This window comes from Stenotrophomonas sp., from assembly GCF_059505245.1.
The window spans coordinates 1-21,833 of sequence record NZ_JCACKF010000050.1 but is presented as its reverse complement, the minus strand read 5'-3'; the positions used below and the strand labels follow the sequence as shown (position 1 = coordinate 21,833).

Here is a 21,833-nt window from a genome sequence, read left to right as displayed (position 1 = left end):
GGCTCCGTTCGGGAAATTCAGCAACCAGGCGCCCCCTACGCCTGGAACGGTGGCCGGCGACTGCCGGCCGCGGGCGATGATCAGCCCGGTGCAGCGGCCCCCAGCCGCTGCTGGTCGCTGACCTCCAGCACCCGCCATTGCCCCTTGCCGAGATCGCCGAGCAGCAGCCCACCGATCGCGACCCGGACCAGGCGCAGCACCTGCAGGTCGAAGGCCGCCAACAGGCGGCGGATATGGCGGTTGCGTCCCTCGTCGAGGACCACCTCCAGCCATGCGGTCTTGTCGCCACTGCGCAGTACGCGCACGGCCTGGGCGACGAGGAACTCGCCCTCGTCCTCGACACCGGCGCGCAGCGCGGCCAGGGTGTCCTCATCGGGAAGACGATCCACCTGCACGTGATAGGTCTTCTGCGGGCCGGTCTCCGGATCGGTCAGGCGCGCCGCCCACTGCGGATCGTTGCTGAACAACAACAGTCCTTCGCTGGCCTTGTCCAGGCGCCCGACCGGCGCGATCCACGGCAGGCCGGCACCATCGAAGCAGCGATACACCGTGTCGCGACCACGCTCGTCCTGCGCCGTGGTCACCACGCCGCGCGGCTTGTTGAGCACCAGGTACAGGCGCTGCGGCGCATCCATCGGCCGGCCATCGACTTCGATCGGCGGGTGCGGACTGGCAATCGGGAACTCGGGATCACGGATGATGCGGCCGGACACGCGCACGCGGCCCTCGGCAATCCAGCGCGCGGCCTCGCTGCGTGAGCACACGCCGGCCTTGGACAGCACGCGCGCCAGGCCATGGCGCACGCCATTGGAGACATCCGGAACCGCACGCCCACGCGGTGCGTGGGAGCGGGCAGCGGGGGCAGCAGGTGGGCGGCGCGTGCGCAAGCCTCTGCTCCCCGCCGCGCTTACTTCTTGTCGACCGGCTTGGTCTCAGCCGGTGCTTCGGCCGCAGCCGGAGTGGCGGCCGGAGCCGGACGCGCCTTGACCACACGCACGCCACGCGCCTTCATCCAGGCGTCGAACTCTTCGGCGGTCATGCGCTTGCCGTTCTGGCTCATGTCGAAGCGCCAGGGCGTGTTGTCGAATTCGGTCTGCGGCTTGTAGGCCGCCGGATCGTTCGGCTTCACCGCCGGTGCGCTCGGAATGGCCTTGGCGATGTTCTGGCACCCATCGATGCGCAGGCGCTGCAGCACCTGGTCCAGCGACTGCGACGGATCGTAGTTGCTGCTCAGCACGCCGGCCGGCATGCCCAGCTGGTTGCCACGGATGTAGAGCTCGTCGGCCACCGGCGCGATGGTCGTGGCCGGCAACGGCAGCGGCGAGGCGCTGGTGTTGACCGAGCAATCGACCGCAGCGTGGGCGGCGGGAACCAGGGCCAGCGCCAGGAAGGCGGCCGATGCAGAGCGCAGCATGAAGGGCATCCAGGAAAGGAAGTGACGCGGCGAGTTTAGCAATGCCGCGACAGCTTTCAAGCGCCACTTTCAATGAATACGGCAACTCATTGGTTTTATGGGCAAAATCCCGACGAACGGTTACTCCCGCGCCTGAAACGCCGGGTTCCGGACCGCAGAAACAACAAGACCCGGCCGAAGCCGGGTCCTGCTGTGTCCTACTGGCAGAGCGTCAGAACTTAGTTCTGGACGTTCAGCTCGGTACGACGGTTCTTGGCGCGACCTTCCGGGTTGTCCGAACCATCCGGGTTGGTGTTCGGAGCAATCGGACGGCTCTCGCCGTAGCCGATCGGGCCGACCAGGCGACCGGCGTCGACGCCGTTCTTGGTCAGGTAGTTGTACACGGCGGTGGCGCGACGCTCCGACAGCTTCTGGTTGTAAGCGTCGGTACCCTTCGAGTCGGTGTGACCGGCAACTTCAACGCGCAGATCCGGGTAACGCTTCAGGATCTCGGTGGCTTCGCTCAGGATCGCCACGGCGTCCGGACGCAGGTTCGACTTGTCGAAGTCGAAGTTGACGCCCTTCAGGTCGATGGAGACCGGAACCGGGCAACCGTCCGGACCGATGGTCTGACCCGGCTGCGAGTTCGGGCACTTGTCGTCGCAGTTGTTGACGCCGTCACCGTCGTCATCCAGGTCGGCGCAGCTCGGGGCAACCGGAGCCGGAGCCGGAGCAGCCGCGACCGGAGCCGGGCCCAGCGGGATCACGACGCCGACCGAAGCCAGCACGTCGCCGAACCAGCTCTCGTCCTTGGCGGCGATGCTCTGGTCGTCGAAGTCAGCGCGGTAGGCCACTTCGGCGCGGACAGCAACACGCTTCTCGAAGGTGGTCTGCAGGCCGACGCCCAGCTTGGCGGCAACGTTGCCGTCCTTACGCTGGCGCGGACCGTTGTTGTCGATTGCAGCGTACTCTTCTTCCGACTTCTGGTAGCCCAGGCCACCGACGATGTACGGGTTCCAGCCGCGGCCTTCCTTGATGAAGTGGCGACGCAGGTCCAGCGAGACGCCGTACTGCGACCAGTTCAGGTCCTGGTTGCTGTCGAAGTTCGGGTTCTGGTAGTTCAGTTCACCGTCCAGCGACCAGTTCGGGCTGATGAACTTACCCAGGCCCAGGGTCACGAACGGAGCGTCATTGGTCAGACGGTCGCTGTCCTGGAAGTTGAAGCCGGCCGAACCGGTCAGGTACCAGCGGTCATCGAACTCCTGCGCCGAAGCTGCCTGGGCGAAAGCCAGGCCGCCCAGCAGCGCGGCAGTAAGGATCTTCTTGTTCATTGAGTACAGCTCCTATTTCGGGGGTATGAAACCGGTAGAGGCATGGGCCAGCACTAGTGCGTCGATGTACGACAGCCGATTCAGCACGCCACCGCCGCGAACATTATGCTCAGGCGGGTGAAGGCCATGTTAACAGTCCCGTAACATGTGAAGTGTTGCGCCCGACCGTCGACCGGTCCGACGTTGAAACCCTATACAGGATGATGAAAATCCGCAAGACCCACACGCTGCAAGGGTTTGACGGGGTTTAAGCGCGAAAACCGACATACTGCGCAGCACATTGCATCGCACGGTTCAGCAGGTTTGCGGAAACGTGAGGAACCTTATGATGGGATCACGAACCCAGCCGGAGCCGTGATGAAAGCCGTCGCCCTGAGTCGTGAATACGCACCTGCCCTGCGTGATGTCCTGCTGCCGCCGCCGCTGCCTCCTCGCGGCCGCGATCTGCTGGTGCGGATCGAAGCGGTATCGGTCAACCCCGTCGATGGCAAGCAGCGGGCCGCTACCGATCCGGCCACCCTTGAGGTTCCCCGGGTGCTCGGCTGGGACGCCGCCGGTGTGGTCGAAGCCATCGGTGACGAGGCCAGCCTGTTCGCCTCTGGTGACGAGGTCTACTTCGCCGGTGACGTTACCCGGCCGGGCTGCAACGCCCAGTACCAGTGGGTGGACGAGCGCCTGGTCGCCCGCAAGCCGACCACGCTCGATTTCGCCGAAGCCGCCGCACTACCCCTGACCACGCTGACCGCCTGGGAGCTGTTGTTCCAGCGCATGCCGCTGCATCTGGATGATCGCCGCCATGGCGGCCAGCACCTGCTGGTGATCGGCGGTGCGGGAGGCGTGGGCTCGATGGCGATCCAGCTGGCCCGCCATGCCGGCTTCGAGGTGATCGCCACCGCCTCGCGCGAGGCCTCGATCGACTGGTGCCGGCAGATGGGGGCCACGCATGTGATCGACCATCGGCAGCCGCTGCAGCCCCAGCTGCAGGCACTGGGCATCGACGCAGTGCAGGTGGCGCTCAACCTGGCCGACACCGATCACTACTGGGACGAACTGGGCCAGCTGCTGGCACCACAGGGCCATGTCGGCCTGATCGTGGAGCCGCGTGGCGCACTGCGCATCGGCGATCCGTACAAGGCCAAATGCATCGGCATCCATTGGGAGTTCATGTTCGCGCGCTCGCGCTTCGCCACCGCCGACTGCATCGAACAGCATCGCATCCTCAGCCGCGCCGCCAGCATGATCGATGCCGGCCAGCTGCGTGGCACGCTCAGTGAAACGCTGGGCACGATCAATGCGGCCAACCTGGACATCGCGCATCAGCGCCTGGCCAGCGGGCACACGGTGGGCAAGCTGGCGCTGGTGGGCTGGGACGACTGACGCCGTGATGTAGGCCGAGCCCACGCCAGGCTGCTACGCCTGCCGCCACCAGCAGAGCACGGGCGCGGCCCTGCACAACCGCCCGCATGCAGGATCGGCGCTGCCTGTACCAGCGGATTGGCTGGGATCTGTATCTATGGCCTCAAGGAAATCAGGGATACGGTGGAAACAGATATCCTCTCCCCCGAGCCCACCATGCCTACCGCCCTGCCCCTGCGCCTGCTGCAACTGATCACCGGCCTGTTCCTGTATGGCTTCGGTGCCTCGCTGATGATCCGTGCCGCCATCGGCGTGGCGCCCTGGGACGTGCTGTCGCAGGGCATCGCCGCACAGACGCCGCTGTCCTTCGGGCTGGCGACCAATGTCATCGGCGCACTGGTGCTGTTGCTGTGGTGGCCACTGCGCCAGAAGCCGGGCGTCGGCACGGTGCTCAACGTGATGCTGATCGGTCCCTCCGCACAGTTCGGGTTGTGGCTGCTGCCACCGGCCATCGGCGTGGGCTGGCAGCTGGCGATGTTCTGTGCAGGCATGCTGCTGGTCGCGCTGGCCACCGGCCTGTACATCGGCGCCCGCCTCGGCCCGGGACCGCGCGATGGCTTGATGACTGGCCTGCATGCCCGCACCGGTTGGCCGATCTGGAAGGTGCGCAGCCTGATCGAAGGCAGCGTATTGCTGCTGGGCTGGTGGCTGGGCGGCAATGTCGGCCTCGGCACCCTCGCCTTCGCCCTGCTGATCGGCCCGCTGTGCGGCGTCACGCTGGGCTGGTTCGGGATCGGCCGCCCCCCGGTCGTACCCGCCGCTGCCCGGCAGCCGCAATCACCCTGAGCTGCCCCGAATGCCGGCCAGCGGCCGGCACTACCGCCCCCGGAGTTCGGGGGCAGCGCCGCAGGCGCGGGGGGGTGGAGGCCGGTAAGTGGGGCCCGCGATTCGCGCAGCGAAACGCGGGAGCGACAGCACGCATGTGCCGAGCGTACCCGGCCAGCGGCCGGCACTACCGCCCCCGGAGTTCGGGGGCAGCGCCGCAGGCGCGGGGGGGTGGAGGCCGGTAAGTGGGGCCCGCGATTCGCGCAGCGAAACGCGGGAGCGACAGCACGCATGTGCCGAGCGTACCCGGCCAGCGGCCCTTGCCCCGGCCGCCGTTTCGCGGCACGCTTCGCGCTTCCGTACGCAAGCGTATCGACCATGTCGCCAGCCAACGAAAGCGCCTATCCCCATCTGTTCGCCCCGCTGGACCTGGGCTTCACCCAACTGCGCAACCGCGTATTGATGGGCTCGATGCACACCGGCCTGGAGGATCGCGCCCGCGACTTCCCGCGGCTGGCGGCCTACTTCGCCGAGCGCGCCGAGGGCGGCGTCGGCCTGATCGTCACCGGCGGCTTCGCACCGAATGTGGTCGGCTGGCTGAAGCCGTTCGGCGGCAAGCTGTCCTGGCCCTGGGAAGTGCGGCCGCACCGCCAGCTCACCGCCGCCGCGCACCAGCACGGCGCGAAGATCTGCCTGCAGCTGCTGCATGCAGGCCGTTACGCCTATCACCCGTTGTCGGTGGCACCGTCGAAGCTGAAGGCACCGATCAACCCGTTCACCCCGCGCGCGTTGTCGGCCAGCGGCGTCGACCGGCATATCGCCGATTACGCACGCAGCGCCAAGCTGGCCCGCGAGGCCGGCTACGACGGCGTGGAAGTGATGGGTTCGGAGGGCTACCTCATCAACGAATTCATCGCCCCGCGCACCAACAAGCGCACCGATGCCTGGGGCGGCGACGCGCGCCAACGCATGCGCTTCGCGGTCGAGATCGTACGCCGCATCCGCGAGGCCTGCGGCCCGGACTTCATCATCATCTATCGCCTGTCGCTGGTGGATCTGGTCGACGACGGCAGCAGCTGGGAAGAAATCGTGCAGCAGGCGCAGGCCATCGAGGCGGCCGGCGCAACGATCATCAATTCCGGCATCGGCTGGCACGAAGCGCGCATTCCGACCATCGCCACCTCGGTGCCGCGTGCTGCTTTCGCCGGGGTCACCGCCAAGCTCAAGCCGCATGTGAAGGTGCCGCTGGTGGCGACCAACCGCATCAACATGCCCGACGTCGCCGAGCGCATCCTCGCCGCTGGCGGCGCCGACATGGTGTCGCTGGCACGCCCGCTGCTGGCCGACCCGCAGTGGCCGAACAAGGCCCGTGCCGGCCGCGCGGAGGCGATCAACACCTGCATCGCCTGCAACCAGGCCTGCCTGGACCACGTGTTCGAGAACAAGCTGGCCAGCTGCCTGGTCAATCCGCGCGCCGCGCACGAGACCGAGCTGGTCTATCGCCCCACCGCTGCGCCGAAGAAGGTTGCGGTGGTCGGTGCCGGCCCCGCCGGCCTGGCCTGTGCCACCGTCGCTGCCCAGCGTGGCCACCAGGTCACCCTGTTCGACGCCAATGATGAGATCGGCGGCCAGTTCAACGTGGCCAAGCGCATCCCCGGCAAGGAAGAGTTCCACGAGACCCTGCGCTACTTCCGCCACAAACTGGCCGAAACCGGTGTGCAGCTGCGCCTCGGCACCCGCGCCGATGCCGCCCAGCTGACCGGCTTCGACGAGGTGGTGCTGGCCACCGGCATCACCCCGCGCAAGGTCGATTTCCCCGGTGCCGACCACGCCAGGGTGGTCAGCTACCTGGACGTGCTGCTGGGCCGGGTCGAAGTGGGCGCCAGTGCGGCGATCATCGGCGCCGGCGGCATCGGCTTCGATGTCGGCGAATTCCTCAGCCACGCCGGCGAGTCCCCCTCCCTCGACCCGCAGCGCTGGATGGCCGAATGGGGCGTGGACAGCACCTTCGAGGCCCGCGGCTCACTGGCCAGGCCGGAGGTTGAAACCTCGCCGCGACGGCTGTGGCTGCTGCAGCGCAGCCCGGGCAAGCCCGGCGCGCGCCTGGGCAAGACCACCGGCTGGATCCATCGCGCCACGCTGAAGGCCAAGGGCGTGCGCATGCTCGGTGGCGTCGAGTACCTCGGCGTGGACGACGCGGGCCTGCGCATCCGCGTGGACGGCAGCGAACAGCTGCTGCCGGTCGACCATGTGGTGATCTGCGCCGGGCAGGAACCCAACCGCGCGCTGCAGGCCGAACTGCAGGCGGCCGGCATCAACGCGCAGCTGATCGGCGGTGCCGACGTGGCCGCAGAACTCGACGCCAAGCGCGCCATCGACCAGGGCAGCCGGGTTGCCGCCGGGCTCTGATGAGCGCCTGAATGGGGGGCGGAATGTGATTTCCGTCACCCTCATTGAACCTGAATGTCAAGCCGAGCGGTTCACGATGCGTTCGGCTACGCCCCCCTACCTTGCGCCATCTTTCCGCTCACCAGCCAGTTTCCGGTGAGCCGGCGCAGCCCCACGATCGGTACTGGTCGTTTCTTTTGGGGCTGCCCAACGGGGCGGCCCCGATGGCCGCCTCCCCATGACGCCAAGTCGTACCCCGCCTCCTGTCGCCCTGCGGCCGGAACCGGAGGGTGCGGCCCATACGGAGCAAGGAGTTATATGAAACTGGCCTGGATTCTCTGGCTGTCGCAGTTGTTGCCGCAGCCGGCCGCTGATTCACTGTGTTTGAGCACCACCGTTTACCTGGAAGCCCGCGACCAGACCCTGCGCGGCCAGCAGGCCGTCGCCGAGGTCGCACTGCGCCGTCTCGACAGTGGCCTGTGGGGCGACTCGATGTGCCAGGTGGTCACCGCGCGCAAGCAGTTCGCACCGACCATCGTCTCCCCCGGCACCCAGTTGGGCAACGACGCGGCCTGGAGCGAGGCAATGAACGTGGCCTTCGACGCCGAGCGCAACTGGGCGCTGCCGGCCGGCGAGCGCCGCGAGATCGTGCCCGGTGCCAGCCACTTCGCCGCGCTGTCCATCGCCAGCCCGAACTGGCGCAATGCCTACCAGGTGGCCACCATCGGCGATCACACCTTCTATAAGGTGCAGAACCTCAAGCCGCGGCAGTCGTAACGATCCGTGCCGGCGGCAGCGTTGCCGCCTGCCGGCAGGCTCTGGGATAGTGGGCGTTTCCCGCCCGCATCACCTGGAGTTCCCATGAAGCTGTACAGCAAGCCCGGTGCCTGTTCCACCGCCGACCACATCGCCCTGCAGTGGACCGGCCAGCCGTTCGAGGTTGAACTGCTGAACAAGGACACCCTGAAGGGTCCGGAATTCCTCAAGATCAATCCGGCCGGTGCGGTGCCCGCGCTGGTCGACGGCGACTTCGTGCTGCTGCAGAACGCCGCGATCATGGGCTACATCGCCGACAGCTTCCCGCAGGCCGGCCTCGGCGGTGACGGCAGCCCGCGCCAGCGCGCCGAAGCCACCCGCTGGCTGGCGTTCGTCAATTCCGACGTGCACCCGGCCTTCTCGCCGCTGTTCGCGCCGGGCAAGTTCATTGCCGACGAAGGCCAGTACGACGCGATCCGCGCCGCCGCGCACAAGCGCCTGCGTGGCCTGTTCGAGACCGCCGACAGGCAGCTGGCCGACAAGCCCTGGCTGGCCGGCTTCCGCAGCTTCGCCGACCCGTACTTCTACATCACCCTGCGCTGGGCCGCCGGCACCAAGGTCGACCTGTCGGGCCTGGACAATCTGGCCGCCTACAAGGCACGCATGGATGCCGATGCCGGCGTGCAGGCCGCGCTGAAGGCCGAAGGCCTGGCCTGACCTTGGTCAGGGGTCAGAGCCGTTCGCGTGGCGGACGGATCTGACCCCACCGGCCACCAGACGGGGTCGGATCCGCCTGCGCAGCAGGCGGCTCCGACCCCTCGATATCATTCGCGCGATCAGCCGATCTGGCGGATCACTTCCCCCTTGGCATCGCGCAGGTAGGTCGGCACCACTTCGATGCGCAGCGCCCCCGCCACCGGGTAAACCCCGCGCTCGGCGCGCACCCCTGCCAGGGCCTGCAGGCCCGCCTCGTCCAGTGACCAGCGCGCGCTGTCGGCGGATACGTCCGCCGCTTCACCGCCCCCGTGCGCGATGAACTCCCACTGCCGCTCGCGGCTGGCCAGTTCCAGCGATTTGCCGTGGCGCAGGCGCAGCGGCAACAGTTCGCACACGCTGGCGACCTGACCGGCGCCGAGCACCAGCGTGGTGACGCCCGCCTCCTGCCGCCAGTCCAGGGTCTCGATGAACAGCATGCCGGTGCTGGAACCCTCGCGTTCGCTGCCGGCCTGCACCCGCTGTGCCAGCGCCGGGTCCTCCAGCAGGTTGTCGCGATGCAGATCGCTGATCCACAGCGGCATCGCCGGCAGCAGCGCCTGCAGCACGCCACGCGTCGACCAGCGCTTGACCGCCTCCATCTCCTCATCGGTCAATCCGACCAGCTGCAGGAACTGCAGATGGCCGTTGGCCGTGTCCCGCGCCGGCAACTGCGGGTCCGCAATGAAGGCCAGATGGCACAGCCGCGTGCCGGTCTCCAGCGCGATCGGACCGTTGGCGTTGAGGTGATGGCCATCCTCGAACACGTTGCCACTGCCGAACACGTAGCGCGCCAGGTTCTGCAGCAGGTTCATCGGCCACACCGGCGGGGTGCTGCCGGCGTTCTCACCGGCCTCGGCAGCCAGACGGAAGGTCAGCTCGAAGCCATAACCGCTGGCATCTGCATCACTGCTCTCCTTGGCGTACAGCTCGGAGAAGCCGTAGGTGATGTAATGCCAGTGCGGTACCGGCGCATCCGCCCAGTACACGCTGATGCCATCCAGTGGATCCTGGCCACCGAGCGTGTACGGAAGCGCGGTGCCGAAGTGACGCGGCTCCTGGCCGGCATACAGCGGCGCCAGCGCCGCATTGATCGCGTCCCAGCCTGGGGTGTCGGTGTCGTCGTGGTCGTCCTGCACGCGGGACTCCTTGTAGGGAAGTGAACCGATCACTTTACGCGGTGGCTCAGGCCTGCACGACCTCACTGCCAGCGTTCAGCACCGCCGCCTGGGTTTCCTGCCACCAGCGCTGCGCCAATGCCGGGCTGCGCGCCTTGCCCACCGCCGCCAGCAACTCCGGGCACAAGCGCTCCAGCGCCAGCGCATCGGTGCAGCGTTCGATCTTCAACTGCATGAAGTAGCCCTTCAGGCCCAGGTGGCGGCGCACCGCCTCGCTCATCGCGTCGTACAACTGCTGGTACAGCGCCGGGTCCTGTTCGCGCCCGGTGCTGATGCCGCGCGCCGGCGCCACCTCTGCGCTTCCGCCGATCACTTCGATCAGGCCCTGTGCTGACAATTGCTCCAGCGCGTCCGGTGGTGCCCGCAGGCCTTCGAACAGGCCACGCAGTTCGGTGTCGTTGCGATGGCCATCGACCATCAGCAGGATCGAACGCAGTGCCGCCGGCAGGCGCCGGCTACGGTCTTCGATTTCCTGACGGCCAGCAGCCGTCTTGGCGTGCAGCAATGCCATTGCCTCCCCCTCGCTCGATGCGCAATGCCGGCGCGCCCTCGCGGGCACGCCCCCCTGTGTTGCCATCTCCGGACGGCACGCGCGTTCCCCGGCGCGAGCCGCGTATTGCAGGTCGATGACAGGCCGAGCTTAGCGCAAGTACTGCGGGTAGTGCCGGCCGCTGGCCGGCAACCTCGGGGTGGATGGGGGTGCCGGCCAGTGGCCGGCACGACCGGATCAACGGCCCAGCGCCCGGCGGATCTCCTCCAGCGCGCCGGGATCGTCCAGCGTCGACAGGTCACCCGGGTCGCGCTGCTCGGCCAGCGCCTGCAACGAGCGCCGCAGCAGCTTGCCCGAACGGGTCTTGGGCAGCGCGTTGACCACGTGCACGTGCGCCGGGCGGGCCACTGCGCCGAGCGAGGTGGTCACCGTGGCCATCATCTCGGCCACCACTTGCGCCGGATCCTCGCCATCCAGGCCCTGCTTGAGGGTGACGAACACCAGCGGCACCTGCCCCTTCAATTCGTCCTTGACCCCGATCACGGCAGCCTCGGCCACGCGCGGGTGGCTCGAAATGGCCTCTTCGATCTCGCGCGTGCCCAGCCGGTGCCCGGCCACGTTGATCACATCATCGGTACGGCCGAGGATGAAGGTGTAGCCATCGTCGTCGCGGATTGCCCAGTCCAGCGAGCTGTACAGCAGTTCCTTGAAGTGGCTGAAGTAGCTCTGCAGGAAACGGTTGTCGTCGTTCCACACCGTGCTCATGCAGCCCGGCGGCAACGGTGGCGACACCACCAGCACCCCCTTCTGCCCCGGTGCGACTTCCTCGCCGGTGTTCTCGTCGATCACCTTCATCCGGTAGCCGAGGTTGGGCAAGCCCGGCGAACCGAAGCGCACCGGCTTCATCTCCAGGCCCGGCAGCAGGGTCAGCGCCGGCCAGCCGGTCTCGGTCTGCCAGTAGTTGTCGATGATCGGCTTGCCGAGCGCTTCGCTGATCCAGTGCGCGGTCGGTTCGTCCAGCGGCTCGCCGGCCAGGAACAGGTATTTCAGCGCGCGCAGGTCGTGGCGATGGATGAAGTCCGCATCGTGCTTCTTCAGCACGCGGATGGCAGTGGGGGACGAGAACATCGTGCGCACGTTGTACTGCTCGCACAGCGCCCACCAGATGCCCGGGTCCGGGTTGGTCGGCAGCCCTTCGTACAGCAGCGAGGTGCAGCCGCCGATCAGCGGGCCGTACACATTGTAGGAATGGCCTACCGCCCAGCCGACATCGGAAGTGGAGAACATCACCTGCCCCGGCCTGCAGTCGAACACGGTTTCCATCGACTGTGCCATCGCCACCGCGTAGCCGCCGACATCGCGCTGCACGCCCTTCGGCTTGCCGGTGGTGCCCGAGGTATACAACAGGTAGCTCGGCTCGCTCGATTCCAGCCACTGCACCGGCACGTCGACCTCACCGATCTGCGCACGCAGCGCGGCGTACTCCACATCGCGGCCCGGCACGCGTGGTTCGGCGGCATCCAGTCCGCGCGACACGATCAGCACGTGCGGCGGTGGCGACGTGGCTTCGGCGCAGGCTGCATCGACCATCGGCTTGTACGGAATCAGCTTGCCACCGCGCATGCCGGCATCGGCGGCGATCAGCAGCTTCGGCTTGGCATCGTCGATGCGCAGCGCCAGGTTGTGCGCGGCGAAGCCACCGAACACCACCGAATGCACCGCACCGATGCGCGCGCAGGCCAGCATCGCGAACACGGCTTCGGCCATGTTCGGCATGTAGATCACCACACGGTCACCGTGACCGACGCCGAGGTGCTTGAGCACGGCAGCGAAGTCGTTCACTTCCCGATACAGCTGGCGATAGGTGATCTCGCGGGTGCTGCTGGTCTCGGTGGAAATGGCAACCAGCGCGAGCTGGTCGGCGCGCTCGGCCAGATGGCGGTCGACGGCGTTGTAGCAGAGATTGGTTTCACCGCCGACAAACCAGCGCCGGAACGGCGGGTTGCTGTAGTCGAGTACCTGCTGCGGCGGTTTGTGCCAATGGATGCGCTTGGCTTCCTCGCCCCAGAAGGCCTCCGGCTCGTCGATCGAGCGACGGTAGGTTTCCTCGTAGTTCATGACGCAGCCCTCCCAGACAAAGTCATGGGTTCGAGGATAGTCCGGCGCTGCCGCGCGGGCCGCCCTACCTTGGTAGGGGGTGGGGTTTTCATGCAGGGCTGCGCCCTGCACCCGCGGTAGTGCCGGCCGCTGGCCGGCAACCTCAGAAGCAACAGCCGAAGCAACAGCGGGTTTCCCGTGGGATGGCGAGGTGGGTCCGGTTGCGGGGGACACCGTGAATCCGTCCATGGAGGCTCGGTCGCCGCATCCATGCGGCTCACGCCCCCGCAACCGGACCCACCCCGCCTTCGACAGACTTCCGCGATCTGTCGGAGCACGGGGTCGGATCCCCAGATTCAATATTCAATTCGATATCTGACAGAAAAACCGTGTCGACCAAGGTCGACACCTACCAACACCAACAGCGACAGCCGTTACCAACCGCCGCAGGAATCTGTCGGGGGTAGGGCGGTGTGGGTTGGCAGGACCGTTGGCGCCATGGATGGCGCCATCGAGCCCCCTTGGGTGAGGGCGCTTTGCTTGCGAAGCACTGCTTTGCAAGCGCCCGAACGCACAGCCGCCAGCGGCTGGGCCGGACCCCGGAGGGGGGTTTACGGCGTGTCCTGCCAACCCACACCGCCCCGCCCAGCAAGCAGAAGACCAGAGCCGCCTTGGCCTTTGACGTTGCTCCGGTTCGTAGCAGGTGCAGGGCTGCAAGCCCTGCCGAACCCCTAGAACGGAGTGGCGGACTCGAACGCGAGCGCCTCGCCCGTCACCGGGTGGGTGAACCGCAGGCTGCGCGCATGCAGATGCACGCGCTGCGCAGGCGCGGCGTCATACAGCACATCGCCAACGATGGGATGGCCGAGACTGGCCATGTGCAGGCGCAGTTGATGGCTGCGGCCAGTAACCGGCTCCAGCGCCACGCGCGTGCGCTGCGCTTCGGCATCACGCGCCATTACGCGCCAGCGCGTCAGCGCCGGCTTGCCGCGTTCGTGATCGATCATCTGCTTCGGCCGGTTTGGCCAGTCCACGATCAGTGGCAGGTCCACGTCGCCGGCATCGCCTTCAAGCAGCCCCTCCACGATCGCTTCATAACGCTTGCCGACCTGGCGCTGCTCGAACTGCATCGACAACGCCACCTGCATGTCCTTGCCGCGCGCATGCAGCAGCAGGCCGGAGGTCACCTGGTCCAGGCGGTGCACGGTCAACGCATCCGAGTACAGCGCCTGCAGGCGCGCGACCACGCAATCCTGGTTCTCGGCGCCGCGGCCGGGCACGGACAGCAGGCCGGCCGGCTTCTCGGCCACCAGCAGCGCGTCGTCGATGTAATGCAGGTGGATCATGCGGCTCCGTATCCGTCCAAACAGAAACGGGGAAGCCGAAGCTCCCCCGTTCTGCGTACCGACCAACGGTCGGTACCTACCTCGATGGGAATGTACCGACCAACGGTCGGTACCTACCTCGATGGGAATGTACCGACCAGCGGTCGACACCTACCTTGATGAAAGAGGTACCGCCTCGAGCCGGTACCGCCTGCATCAGCCCAGCAGGTGGGCAACGCCGGCGCGCTCTTCTTCCAGCTCGGCCAGGGTCTTGTCGATGTACTTCTGGCTGAAGTCGTCGATCGGCAGATCCTTCACCAGGGTGTACTTGCCGTTCTCGGTGGTCACTGCGAAGCCGAAGATCACGCCTTCCGGAATGCCGTAGGAACCGTCGGACGGCACGCCCATGGTGACCCACTTGCCGTTGCTGCCCAGCACCCAGTCACGCACGTGGTCGATGGCAGCGTTGGCGGCCGAAGCGGCCGAGGACGAGCCACGGGCTTCGATGATCGCCGCGCCGCGCTTGCCCACGGTTGGGATGAAGGTGTTGGCGTTCCATTCCTGGTCGTTGATCGCATCGGCGATCGACGCGCCATCGGCGGTGGCGAAACGGTAGTCCGGGTACATGGTCGGGCTGTGGTTGCCCCACACGACCAGCTTCTCCATGCCACCGACCGGCTTGCCGAGCTTGGTCGACAGCTGGCTCAGCGCGCGGTTGTGGTCCAGGCGCAGCATGGCGGTGAAGTTTTCCGGCTTCAGGTCCGGGGCCGACTTCATGGCGATGTAGGCATTGGTGTTGGCCGGGTTGCCGACCACCAGCACCTTCACGTCACGGCTGGCGACCTTGTTCAGCGCCGCGCCCTGGGCGGTGAAGATCTTGGCGTTTTCCAGCAGCAGGTCCTTGCGCTCCATGCCCGGGCCACGCGGACGTGCGCCAACCAGCAGGGCGATGTCGGCGTCCTTGAACGCGACTTCGGCATCATCGGTGCCGACCATGCCGGCCAGCAGCGGGAAGGCGCAGTCTTCCAGCTCCATCATCACGCCCTTCAGGGCGGCCTGGGCCTTGTCGACCGGCAGTTCCAGCAGCTGCAGGATGACCGGCTGGTCCTTGCCCAGCATTTCGCCGGAGGCGATGCGGAACAGCAGGGCATAACCGATCTGGCCGGCGGCGCCGGTCACGGCAACACGAACGGGTGCTTTCATGGGGGTTTCCTCTTGCTTGCAAGCGTTTGATGGGACGCCGCGGGCAGAACCACGCAGGCCTGGCGGGCGGCGGGGAACAGGGAAACGGCCACCCGTGGGTGGCCGTTTCGAAGGGGGATCAGGCGGCGAGGTGCTTGTTCCACTCCGCGACGCGGTCGGCCTGGGCGGCCAGCACGGCGTCGACGTCGCCTTCCAGGGTGATCGAATGGATCACGTCGCCCTGCTTGACCGAATCGACGATCGCCTGGCCTTCCAGGACCTTGCCGAAGACGGTGTGGCGGCCGTCCAGCCAATCGGTCTTGATGTGGGTGATGAAGAACTGGCTGCCGTTGGTGTTCGGGCCGGCGTTGGCCATCGACAGCGAGCCGACCTCGTGCTTCACGCCATTCTTCTCGTCTTCGAACTTGTAGCCCGGGCCGCCGGTGCCACGACCCTGCGGGCAGCCGCCCTGGATCATGAAGTCGGCGATAACGCGGTGGAAGATCAGGCCGTCATAGAAGCCGTGCTTGACCAGGTTCACGAAGTTGGCCACGGTCAGCGGTGCCTTGTCGGCGAACAGCTCGACCTTGATCGGGCCCTGGGTGGTGTCGAAAGTGGCGATGAGGGACATGAAGATCCTTGATGCAAAGGGGAATGCGTCTAGCCACCTAGTTTACACCCGCCTCGTGTCGGCGGCGGCTTCGACCATTGGTGAAGCGCCCCGCTTCAGCCCCCGGACGGGGAGCCGCGCAGCCGGGTCCTGGCGGCCCCGGCCGGGGCGGCGGATGCCCAGCTGAATGGGCCCCGTGACAGGCGTGAAATCCACCTTTTCGCGAATCGTCAAGTTCGACGTATAATGTTGGACTTCTTTTTCCAAATCCGGCGCCGACTGGCCCCCTTTCGTATGTCCATCGAAAATCTTCGCAACATCGCCATCGTCGCCCACGTCGACCATGGCAAGACCACCCTGGTCGACCAGCTGCTGAAGCAGTCCGGCACCCTGTCCGAGCGTACCGTCCTCGCCGAGCGCGTGATGGACAGCAACGACCAGGAAAAGGAACGCGGCATTACCATCCTGGCCAAGAACACCGCCATCACCTGGGAAGACAAGAAGACCGGCATCAAGAACCGGATCAACATCGTCGACACCCCCGGCCACGCCGACTTCGGTGGTGAGGTCGAGCGCGTGCTGTCGATGGTCGACACCGTGCTGATCCTGGTCGATGCGATGGACGGCCCGATGCCGCAGACCCGCTTCGTCACCCAGAAGGCCTTCGCGATGGGCTTCAAGCCGATCGTCGTGGTCAACAAGATCGACCGTCCGGGCGCGCGTCCGGAATGGGTGATCGACCAGGTCTTCGACCTGTTCGACAAGCTCGGCGCCACCAATGAGCAGCTGGACTTCCCGATCGTCTACGCCTCGGCCCTGAACGGCTATGCCGGCCTGGAAGACACCGTGCGCGACGGCGACATGACCCCGCTGTACGAAGCAATCATGCAGCACGCCCCGCGTCCGGAAGTGGACCCGGAAGGCCCGTTCCAGATGCGCATCAGCCAGCTGGACTACAACAACTTCGTGGGCGTGATCGGCATCGGCCGTATCCAGCGCGGCACCCTGAAGAAGAACATGCAGGTCGCCGTCATCGACCGTGAAGGCAAGAAGCGCAACGGCAAGGTCGCCCAGGTGCTGGGCTTCCTGGGCCTGGAGCGCATCGAGCAGGAGACGGCCGAGGCCGGTGACATCGTGGCCATCTCCGGCATTCCGGAGCTGACCATCTCCGACACCCTGTGCCACCCGGATACCCCCGAAGCCCTGCCGGCGCTGACCGTCGACGAGCCGACCATCTCGATGACCTTCCAGGTCAACAACTCGCCGTTCGCCGGCAACAAGGACCTGTCCGGTGGCAAGTTCCTGACCAGCCGCCAGATCAAGGACCGCCTGGACCGCGAGCAGGTCCACAACGTGGCACTGAAGGTCGAACAGCTGGAAGACGCCGACAAGTTCCTGGTCTCCGGCCGCGGCGAACTGCACCTGTCGGTGCTGATCGAGAACATGCGCCGTGAAGGCTACGAGCTGGCCGTGTCGCGCCCGGAAGTGATCATCAAGGAAATCGACGGCCAGATGATGGAGCCGATCGAGCAGCTGGTGGTGGACATCGAAGAAATCCACCAGGGCGGCGTGATGGAAAAGCTGGGTACCCGCAAGGGCCAGCTGAAGAACATGGAACCGGACGGCAAGGGCCGTGTGCGCCTGGAATACCAGATCCCGGCCCGTGGCCTGATCGGTTTCCAGAACGAGTTCAAGACCCTGACCCAGGGTTCGGGCCTGCTGTTCCACGTGTTCGACCATTACGGTCCGAAGGAACAGGGCGCGATCGCCAAGCGCATCAACGGCGTGATGATCGCCAATGCGCCGGGCGTCACTCCCGCCTACTCGCTGGGTCCGCTGCAGGAGCGCGGCAAGCTCTTCGCTGCCGAAGGCGACAACGTGTATGAAGGCCAGCTGGTCGGCATCCACTCCAAGGACAACGACCTGACCGTCAACGCGATCAAGACCAAGCCGCTGACCAACATGCGCGCTTCGGGCAAGGACGACGCGATCCAGCTGACCCCGGCGATCAAGTACTCGCTGGAACAGGCCCTGGACTTCATCGAAGACGACGAGCTGGTCGAGATCACCCCCAAGGAGATCCGTCTGCGCAAGAAGTTCCTGACCGAAAGCGACCGCAAGAAGGCTTCGCGCGGCGGCTGAGCCAGCACCCCGTGGACCAGAGCGGCTACAACCCGGATCCGCACCGGCATCCGGGCCTCCACGTCATCGCCCTGCTCGAAGCGAGCAAGGCGATGCTGGCGCTGTTGGCCGCCACCGGGCTGGAAGTGCTCGGACCGCAGCCGCTGCGGCACGGCATCATGGTCCTGATCCGGCGTTTCAGCCTGGATCCGGACCATGGCACCCTGCCCTCGCTGCTGCACATGATCAGCCCCGACGCGGTGCACCTGGCCGCGGCGGGGATGATCGGCTACGGCCTGCTGCACCTGGTCGAAGCCTGGGGCCTGTGGCGGGCCAAGGCCTGGGCCTCCTGGCTGGGCTGCCTGACCGCCTCCCTGTACCTGCCTTTCGACATCTTCGCGATCATCCGCCATCCCGGCTGGCCATCGTGGACGATCCTGGCGATCAACCTGATCGTGGTCTACGTCCTCGCCCGCGACCTGCGCAAGCGCCACCGCTGAGCACCGGCTACACTGGGGATTGGAGCCGACCAAGCCGCCCCATGCGCCCGTCCTTGCCGCCTCTGCTGACCTGCCTGCTTGCCGCGCTGCCTGCGCTGCTTTCGGCTGGCTGCAGCCCGGCCGCGTCCAGCGCGCATGCGGCCGAACCCGCGAGCCGCAACGTGCCGTTCCCGTACGCCGAAACCGATGTCACCGACCTGCAGGCGCGGATGAGCGCCGGTGAGCTGGACAGCACCACCCTGACCCAGGCCTACCTGCAGCGCATCGCCACCCTGGACCGCACCGGGCCGCGCCTGCGCGCGGTGATCGAGCTCAACCCGGATGCACTGAAGGAAGCCGCTGCGCGCGACCGCGAGCGCCGTGATGGACGCCTGCGCGGCCCGCTGCACGGCATTCCGGTACTGCTGAAGGACAACATCAACGCCGCCCCGATGGCCACCAGCGCCGGCTCGCTGGCCCTGCAGGGGTTCCGCCCGGACGACGCCTACCTGGTGCGCCGGCTGCGCGACGCCGGCGCGGTGGTGCTGGGCAAGACCAATCTCAGCGAGTGGGCCAATTTCCGCGGCAACGATTCGGTGTCCGGCTGGAGCGCGCGCGGCGGCCAGACCCGCAATCCCTATCGCCTCAGCCACTCGCCCTGCGGTTCCAGCAGCGGCAGCGCGGTGGCGGTCGCCGCCAACCTGGCCAGCGTGGCGATCGGCACCGAAACCGACGGCAGCATCGTCTGCCCTGCGGCGGTCAATGGCATCGTCGGCCTCAAGCCGACCGTCGGCCTGGTCAGCCGCGAGGGCATCATCCCGATTTCCTTCAGCCAGGACAGCGCAGGGCCGATGACCCGCAGCGTCGCCGACGCTGCAGCCGTGCTGACCGCCATCGCCGGCCGCGACGATGCCGACCCGGCCACGGCGACCATGCCTGGCCGCGCGGTGTACGACTACACCGCGCGCCTGGACCCGCAGGGCCTGCGTGGCAAGCGCATCGGCCTGCTGCAGACACCGCTGCTGAAATACCGCGGCATGCCGCCGCTGATCGAACAGGCGGCCACCGAGCTGCGCCGGGCGGGTGCCTTCGTGGTGCCGGTGGAGCTGCCCAACCAGGGCGCCTGGGCCGAGGCGGAACGCACGGTGCTGCTGTACGAATTCAAGGCCGGGCTGGAGCGCTACTTCAGCACCCATCGCGCGCCACTACGCAGCCTGGCCGACCTGATCGCCTTCAACCAGGCGCACAGCAAGCAGGAGCTGGGCCTGTTCGGCCAGGAACTGCTGGTGGCGGCCGACGCAACCGCCGGCCTGGCCGACCCCGCCTATATCCGTGCACGCAGCGATGCGCGCCGGCTGGCCGGCGCGGAAGGCATCGACGCCGCCCTCGCCGCCCACCAGCTCGATGCCCTGGTGGCGCCGACCACCGGTGTGGCGTGGCCGATCCGCAGCGAAGGCGACGACTTCCCCGGCGAGAGCTACAGCGCCGCCGCCGTCGCCGGCTATCCCAGCCTCAGCGTGCCGATGGGCCAGATCAATGGCCTGCCGGTCGGCCTGCTGTTCATGGGCACCGCCTGGAGCGAACCGAAGCTGATCGAAATGGCCTACGCCTACGAACAGCGCACCCGCGCGCGACGCCCGCCGCACTTCGACACCGACACCCTGATCGACGTCGGCGAGCCGTGAGCTCCGGTAACGCCGCGAAATCCTGCTTGCGGTAGTGCCGGCCGCTGGCCGGCAGAACCGAGCTCGCCGGCCAGCGGCCGGCGCTACCGCTCGGGCTCCAGCTCTACCGGCACGATCGCCGCCTCACCGTCTTCAGCCCCCGGCGAACGCACATCCGCAGTGCGCGCACGTGGACCGCGCGGCATGTCCAGTTCGTCTGCATGCTGCAGCCGCGCACGCACCTGCGGCAGCGACTGCGGATGCTCGCGCGCGAGGAAATCGAGCATGCGTTCGCGCACCAGGCAGCGCAGATCGAAGGCATCACCGGAGCTGCGCGCACTGACCAGCAGGCGCACCTGGATCGCGCGCTCGCTGGTCTCGGTCACCTGGGTCACGCAGACCCTGCCATCCCACAGCGCTTCACCGCGGCAGATGCGTTCCAGCTCGGCACGGATCGCTGCCACCGGGGCACGATAGTCCAGCCACAGGAACGCGGTGCCGAGCAGGTCGGCGCTGCGCCGCGTCCAGTTCTGGAAGGGGTTCTCGATGAACCAGGTCAGCGGCACCACCATTCGCCGCTCATCCCAGATGCGCACCACCACATAGCTGCTGCCGATCTCCTCGATGCGCCCCCACTCGCCTTCGACGATCACCACATCATCCAGCCGGATCGGCTGCGTCACTGCGATCTGCAGGCCGGCGATCAGATTGCCGAACACGGGCTTTGCGGCGATACCGGCCACCAGGCCGATCAGGCCCGCCGAGGCCAGAAGCGCGGTGCCGATCTTCTGCACCATCGGGAAGGTCAGCAGCACCAGCGATGCGCCCAGCACGATGATGCCGCCCATCAGCACACGGCTGAGCACCCGCGTCTGGGTCTGGATGCGGCGCGCTTCCAGGTTGTCGGAGACATCGATGGGATGGCTGCGCAGGATGGCACGTTCGCCCGCCGCCACCGCCCGCACCAGCAGCCAGATGAAGCACGCGGTCAGCGCGATATGCAGCACCCGTTGCAGGTTGCCCAGAACGGGATCCTGCAGCGGCGTGGCCTGCAATGCAGGGATCAACAGCAGCAGCGGCCATGCGGTGGCCATCGGCAGCCCGAGCACACGCCCGATACGCGCGCGCCGACGATCGCGCCCCTTCAGCCGATGGTAGATCCACAGGATCAGCCACGCGCCGATGCCGCCCACCACTACGGCCAATCCCAACGGCCATGCGTATGCCTGTGCGCTTTGCCAGTGCACCGTTGCCACCTCCACTCGAACAGCCAAGTGGACAGACTCGCGCATGGCGCATGAGCGCCACGTCAGTCGTTCGTAAGCAGCGTGTTGGTCGGCAGGGCTTGCAGCCCTGTACCTGCGGTAGTGCCGGCCGCTGGCCGGCAACCTCAACAGCAACAGCAACAGCAACAGCGTGCATTCCGAGGGATGGCGGGGTCGGTCCGGTTGCGGGAGACGCCGTGAATCCCGCTCCGCGGTCCGGCCCAGCCGCTGGCGGCTGTGCGTTCGGGCGCTTGCGAAGCAGAGCTTCGCAAGCAAAGCGCCCTCACCCATGTAGGCTCCGGTCGCCGCTTGCTCGTGTGCGCTTTCCTGCGCACACGGCAAGACCGGGGTTGGGCGTCCTGCCCAACCCGCCCGAGGCATGCCTCGGGCCCATGCGGCTCACGCCCCGTAACCGGATCTGTCGGGACCTGCTGCTGATGGTGGGTGCCGACCGTTGGTCGGCACGGGGTCGCAGCCCATCTTGAATACTGCTATCTGACAGAAAAATCGTGTCGACCAACGGTCGACACCTACCAACAGCCGCGCATGCCAATCGCCGCAGTTACCAGTAGCAACTGTCTTGTCAGGGGCAGCCGAGGGCCACCTCGGCGTCCCGCTTA

General features: G+C 67.1%; 18 protein-coding genes. 8 read left to right on the top strand and 10 right to left on the bottom strand.

Going from position 1 to position 21,833, the window contains the following annotated elements:
- Positions 1-80: 80 nt before the first annotated feature.
- The 3 genes from AC5JLE_RS19270 to AC5JLE_RS19260 all read right to left on the bottom strand — a co-directional run bounded on the left by AC5JLE_RS19270 (position 81) and on the right by AC5JLE_RS19260 (position 2,724).
- Positions 81-887 carry a pseudouridine synthase gene (locus AC5JLE_RS19270; RefSeq protein WP_219633258.1) on the bottom strand — a complete coding sequence of 269 codons (807 nt, stop codon included), beginning with the start codon at positions 885-887 and terminating at the stop codon, positions 81-83.
- A 20-nt stretch (positions 888-907) separates the two neighbouring features.
- Entirely contained in the window at positions 908-1,414 is a 507-nt protein-coding gene (locus AC5JLE_RS19265; protein WP_014646073.1) for a hypothetical protein, read from the bottom strand.
- A 218-nt stretch (positions 1,415-1,632) separates the two neighbouring features.
- Positions 1,633-2,724, bottom strand: coding sequence for an OmpA family protein (locus AC5JLE_RS19260; protein ID WP_014646072.1), 1,092 nt, complete (start codon positions 2,722-2,724; stop codon positions 1,633-1,635).
- Between the two features lie 357 nt (positions 2,725-3,081).
- Here AC5JLE_RS19260 and AC5JLE_RS19255 point away from each other — a divergent pair, with 357 nt between their 5' ends.
- From AC5JLE_RS19255 to AC5JLE_RS19235, 5 genes are all read left to right on the top strand, one after another.
- On the top strand, positions 3,082-4,101 hold the full coding sequence (locus tag AC5JLE_RS19255) for a zinc-binding alcohol dehydrogenase family protein (protein ID WP_032955885.1): 1,020 nt from the start codon (positions 3,082-3,084) through the stop codon (positions 4,099-4,101).
- A 195-nt stretch (positions 4,102-4,296) separates the two neighbouring features.
- Positions 4,297-4,926 (top strand): membrane protein YczE, encoded by a 630-nt coding sequence (gene yczE, locus AC5JLE_RS19250; protein ID WP_014646070.1) that lies wholly within the window; start codon positions 4,297-4,299, stop codon positions 4,924-4,926.
- A 357-nt stretch (positions 4,927-5,283) separates the two neighbouring features.
- Entirely contained in the window at positions 5,284-7,314 is a 2,031-nt protein-coding gene (locus tag AC5JLE_RS19245) for an FAD-dependent oxidoreductase (protein ID WP_049440287.1), read from the top strand.
- 297 nt (positions 7,315-7,611) lie between these two features.
- Positions 7,612-8,070 (top strand): cell wall hydrolase, encoded by a 459-nt coding sequence (locus AC5JLE_RS19240; protein WP_004154513.1) that lies wholly within the window; start codon positions 7,612-7,614, stop codon positions 8,068-8,070.
- Positions 8,071-8,154: 84 nt separating this feature from the next.
- Positions 8,155-8,766 carry a glutathione S-transferase N-terminal domain-containing protein gene (locus AC5JLE_RS19235; protein WP_014646068.1) on the top strand — a complete coding sequence of 204 codons (612 nt, stop codon included), beginning with the start codon at positions 8,155-8,157 and terminating at the stop codon, positions 8,764-8,766.
- Positions 8,767-8,885: 119 nt separating this feature from the next.
- Here the strand turns inward: AC5JLE_RS19235 and AC5JLE_RS19230 are convergent, their stop codons facing one another.
- From AC5JLE_RS19230 to AC5JLE_RS19205, 6 genes are all read right to left on the bottom strand, one after another.
- Positions 8,886-9,941, bottom strand: a complete 1,056-nt coding sequence (locus tag AC5JLE_RS19230; protein ID WP_049406569.1) for a suppressor of fused domain protein — start codon at positions 9,939-9,941, stop codon at positions 8,886-8,888.
- 46 nt (positions 9,942-9,987) lie between these two features.
- A complete protein-coding gene (locus AC5JLE_RS19225; protein WP_014646066.1) occupies positions 9,988-10,491 on the bottom strand; it encodes a hypothetical protein in 504 nt (167 codons plus the stop codon).
- Between the two features lie 216 nt (positions 10,492-10,707).
- The gene (gene prpE / locus AC5JLE_RS19220; protein ID WP_049406571.1) at positions 10,708-12,588 is read right to left on the bottom strand and encodes a propionate--CoA ligase; all 1,881 of its coding nucleotides are present in this window, start codon (positions 12,586-12,588) and stop codon (positions 10,708-10,710) included.
- A 710-nt stretch (positions 12,589-13,298) separates the two neighbouring features.
- On the bottom strand, positions 13,299-13,913 hold the full coding sequence (locus AC5JLE_RS19215) for an RluA family pseudouridine synthase (RefSeq protein ID WP_496065550.1): 615 nt from the start codon (positions 13,911-13,913) through the stop codon (positions 13,299-13,301).
- A 195-nt stretch (positions 13,914-14,108) separates the two neighbouring features.
- Positions 14,109-15,095 (bottom strand): malate dehydrogenase, encoded by a 987-nt coding sequence (locus AC5JLE_RS19210; protein WP_004153634.1) that lies wholly within the window; start codon positions 15,093-15,095, stop codon positions 14,109-14,111.
- A gap of 118 nt (positions 15,096-15,213) precedes the next feature.
- A complete protein-coding gene (locus AC5JLE_RS19205; RefSeq protein WP_005408225.1) occupies positions 15,214-15,705 on the bottom strand; it encodes a peptidylprolyl isomerase in 492 nt (163 codons plus the stop codon).
- A gap of 273 nt (positions 15,706-15,978) precedes the next feature.
- On the opposite strand from AC5JLE_RS19205, the gene typA reads away from it, so the two are divergent.
- The 3 genes from typA to AC5JLE_RS19190 are packed head-to-tail and all read left to right on the top strand — an operon-like array spanning position 15,979 to position 19,969.
- A complete protein-coding gene (typA, locus tag AC5JLE_RS19200; RefSeq protein ID WP_046429077.1) occupies positions 15,979-17,826 on the top strand; it encodes a translational GTPase TypA in 1,848 nt (615 codons plus the stop codon).
- Positions 17,827-17,837: 11 nt separating this feature from the next.
- Positions 17,838-18,305: a DUF2127 domain-containing protein gene (locus AC5JLE_RS19195; protein WP_032955872.1), complete on the top strand. Its 468-nt coding sequence runs from the start codon at positions 17,838-17,840 to the stop codon at positions 18,303-18,305.
- A gap of 41 nt (positions 18,306-18,346) precedes the next feature.
- On the top strand, positions 18,347-19,969 hold the full coding sequence (locus AC5JLE_RS19190; protein WP_496065549.1) for an amidase: 1,623 nt from the start codon (positions 18,347-18,349) through the stop codon (positions 19,967-19,969).
- Between the two features lie 83 nt (positions 19,970-20,052).
- Here AC5JLE_RS19190 and AC5JLE_RS19185 read toward each other — a convergent pair whose 3' ends face one another.
- The gene (locus AC5JLE_RS19185; protein WP_219634425.1) at positions 20,053-21,240 is read right to left on the bottom strand and encodes a mechanosensitive ion channel family protein; all 1,188 of its coding nucleotides are present in this window, start codon (positions 21,238-21,240) and stop codon (positions 20,053-20,055) included.
- Positions 21,241-21,833: the final 593 nt, after the last annotated feature.

Excerpts from the sequence above, each read along its gene's own strand:
- AC5JLE_RS19265 (WP_014646073.1), bottom strand. The coding sequence starts at position 1,414 with ATGCTGCGCTCTGCATCGGCCGCCTTCCTGGCGCTGGCCCTGGTTCCC.
- AC5JLE_RS19260 (WP_014646072.1), bottom strand. The coding sequence starts at position 2,724 with ATGAACAAGAAGATCCTTACTGCCGCGCTGCTGGGCGGCCTGGCTTTC.
- AC5JLE_RS19255 (WP_032955885.1), top strand. The coding sequence starts at position 3,082 with ATGAAAGCCGTCGCCCTGAGTCGTGAATACGCACCTGCCCTGCGTGAT.
- yczE (WP_014646070.1), top strand. The coding sequence starts at position 4,297 with ATGCCTACCGCCCTGCCCCTGCGCCTGCTGCAACTGATCACCGGCCTG.
- AC5JLE_RS19245 (WP_049440287.1), top strand. The coding sequence starts at position 5,284 with ATGTCGCCAGCCAACGAAAGCGCCTATCCCCATCTGTTCGCCCCGCTG.
- AC5JLE_RS19240 (WP_004154513.1), top strand. The coding sequence starts at position 7,612 with ATGAAACTGGCCTGGATTCTCTGGCTGTCGCAGTTGTTGCCGCAGCCG.
- AC5JLE_RS19235 (WP_014646068.1), top strand. The coding sequence starts at position 8,155 with ATGAAGCTGTACAGCAAGCCCGGTGCCTGTTCCACCGCCGACCACATC.
- AC5JLE_RS19225 (WP_014646066.1), bottom strand. The coding sequence starts at position 10,491 with ATGGCATTGCTGCACGCCAAGACGGCTGCTGGCCGTCAGGAAATCGAA.
- prpE (WP_049406571.1), bottom strand. The coding sequence starts at position 12,588 with ATGAACTACGAGGAAACCTACCGTCGCTCGATCGACGAGCCGGAGGCC.
- AC5JLE_RS19215 (WP_496065550.1), bottom strand. The coding sequence starts at position 13,913 with ATGATCCACCTGCATTACATCGACGACGCGCTGCTGGTGGCCGAGAAG.
- AC5JLE_RS19210 (WP_004153634.1), bottom strand. The coding sequence starts at position 15,095 with ATGAAAGCACCCGTTCGTGTTGCCGTGACCGGCGCCGCCGGCCAGATC.
- AC5JLE_RS19205 (WP_005408225.1), bottom strand. The coding sequence starts at position 15,705 with ATGTCCCTCATCGCCACTTTCGACACCACCCAGGGCCCGATCAAGGTC.
- typA (WP_046429077.1), top strand. The coding sequence starts at position 15,979 with ATGTCCATCGAAAATCTTCGCAACATCGCCATCGTCGCCCACGTCGAC.
- AC5JLE_RS19190 (WP_496065549.1), top strand. The coding sequence starts at position 18,347 with ATGCGCCCGTCCTTGCCGCCTCTGCTGACCTGCCTGCTTGCCGCGCTG.
- AC5JLE_RS19185 (WP_219634425.1), bottom strand. The coding sequence starts at position 21,240 with ATGCGCGAGTCTGTCCACTTGGCTGTTCGAGTGGAGGTGGCAACGGTG.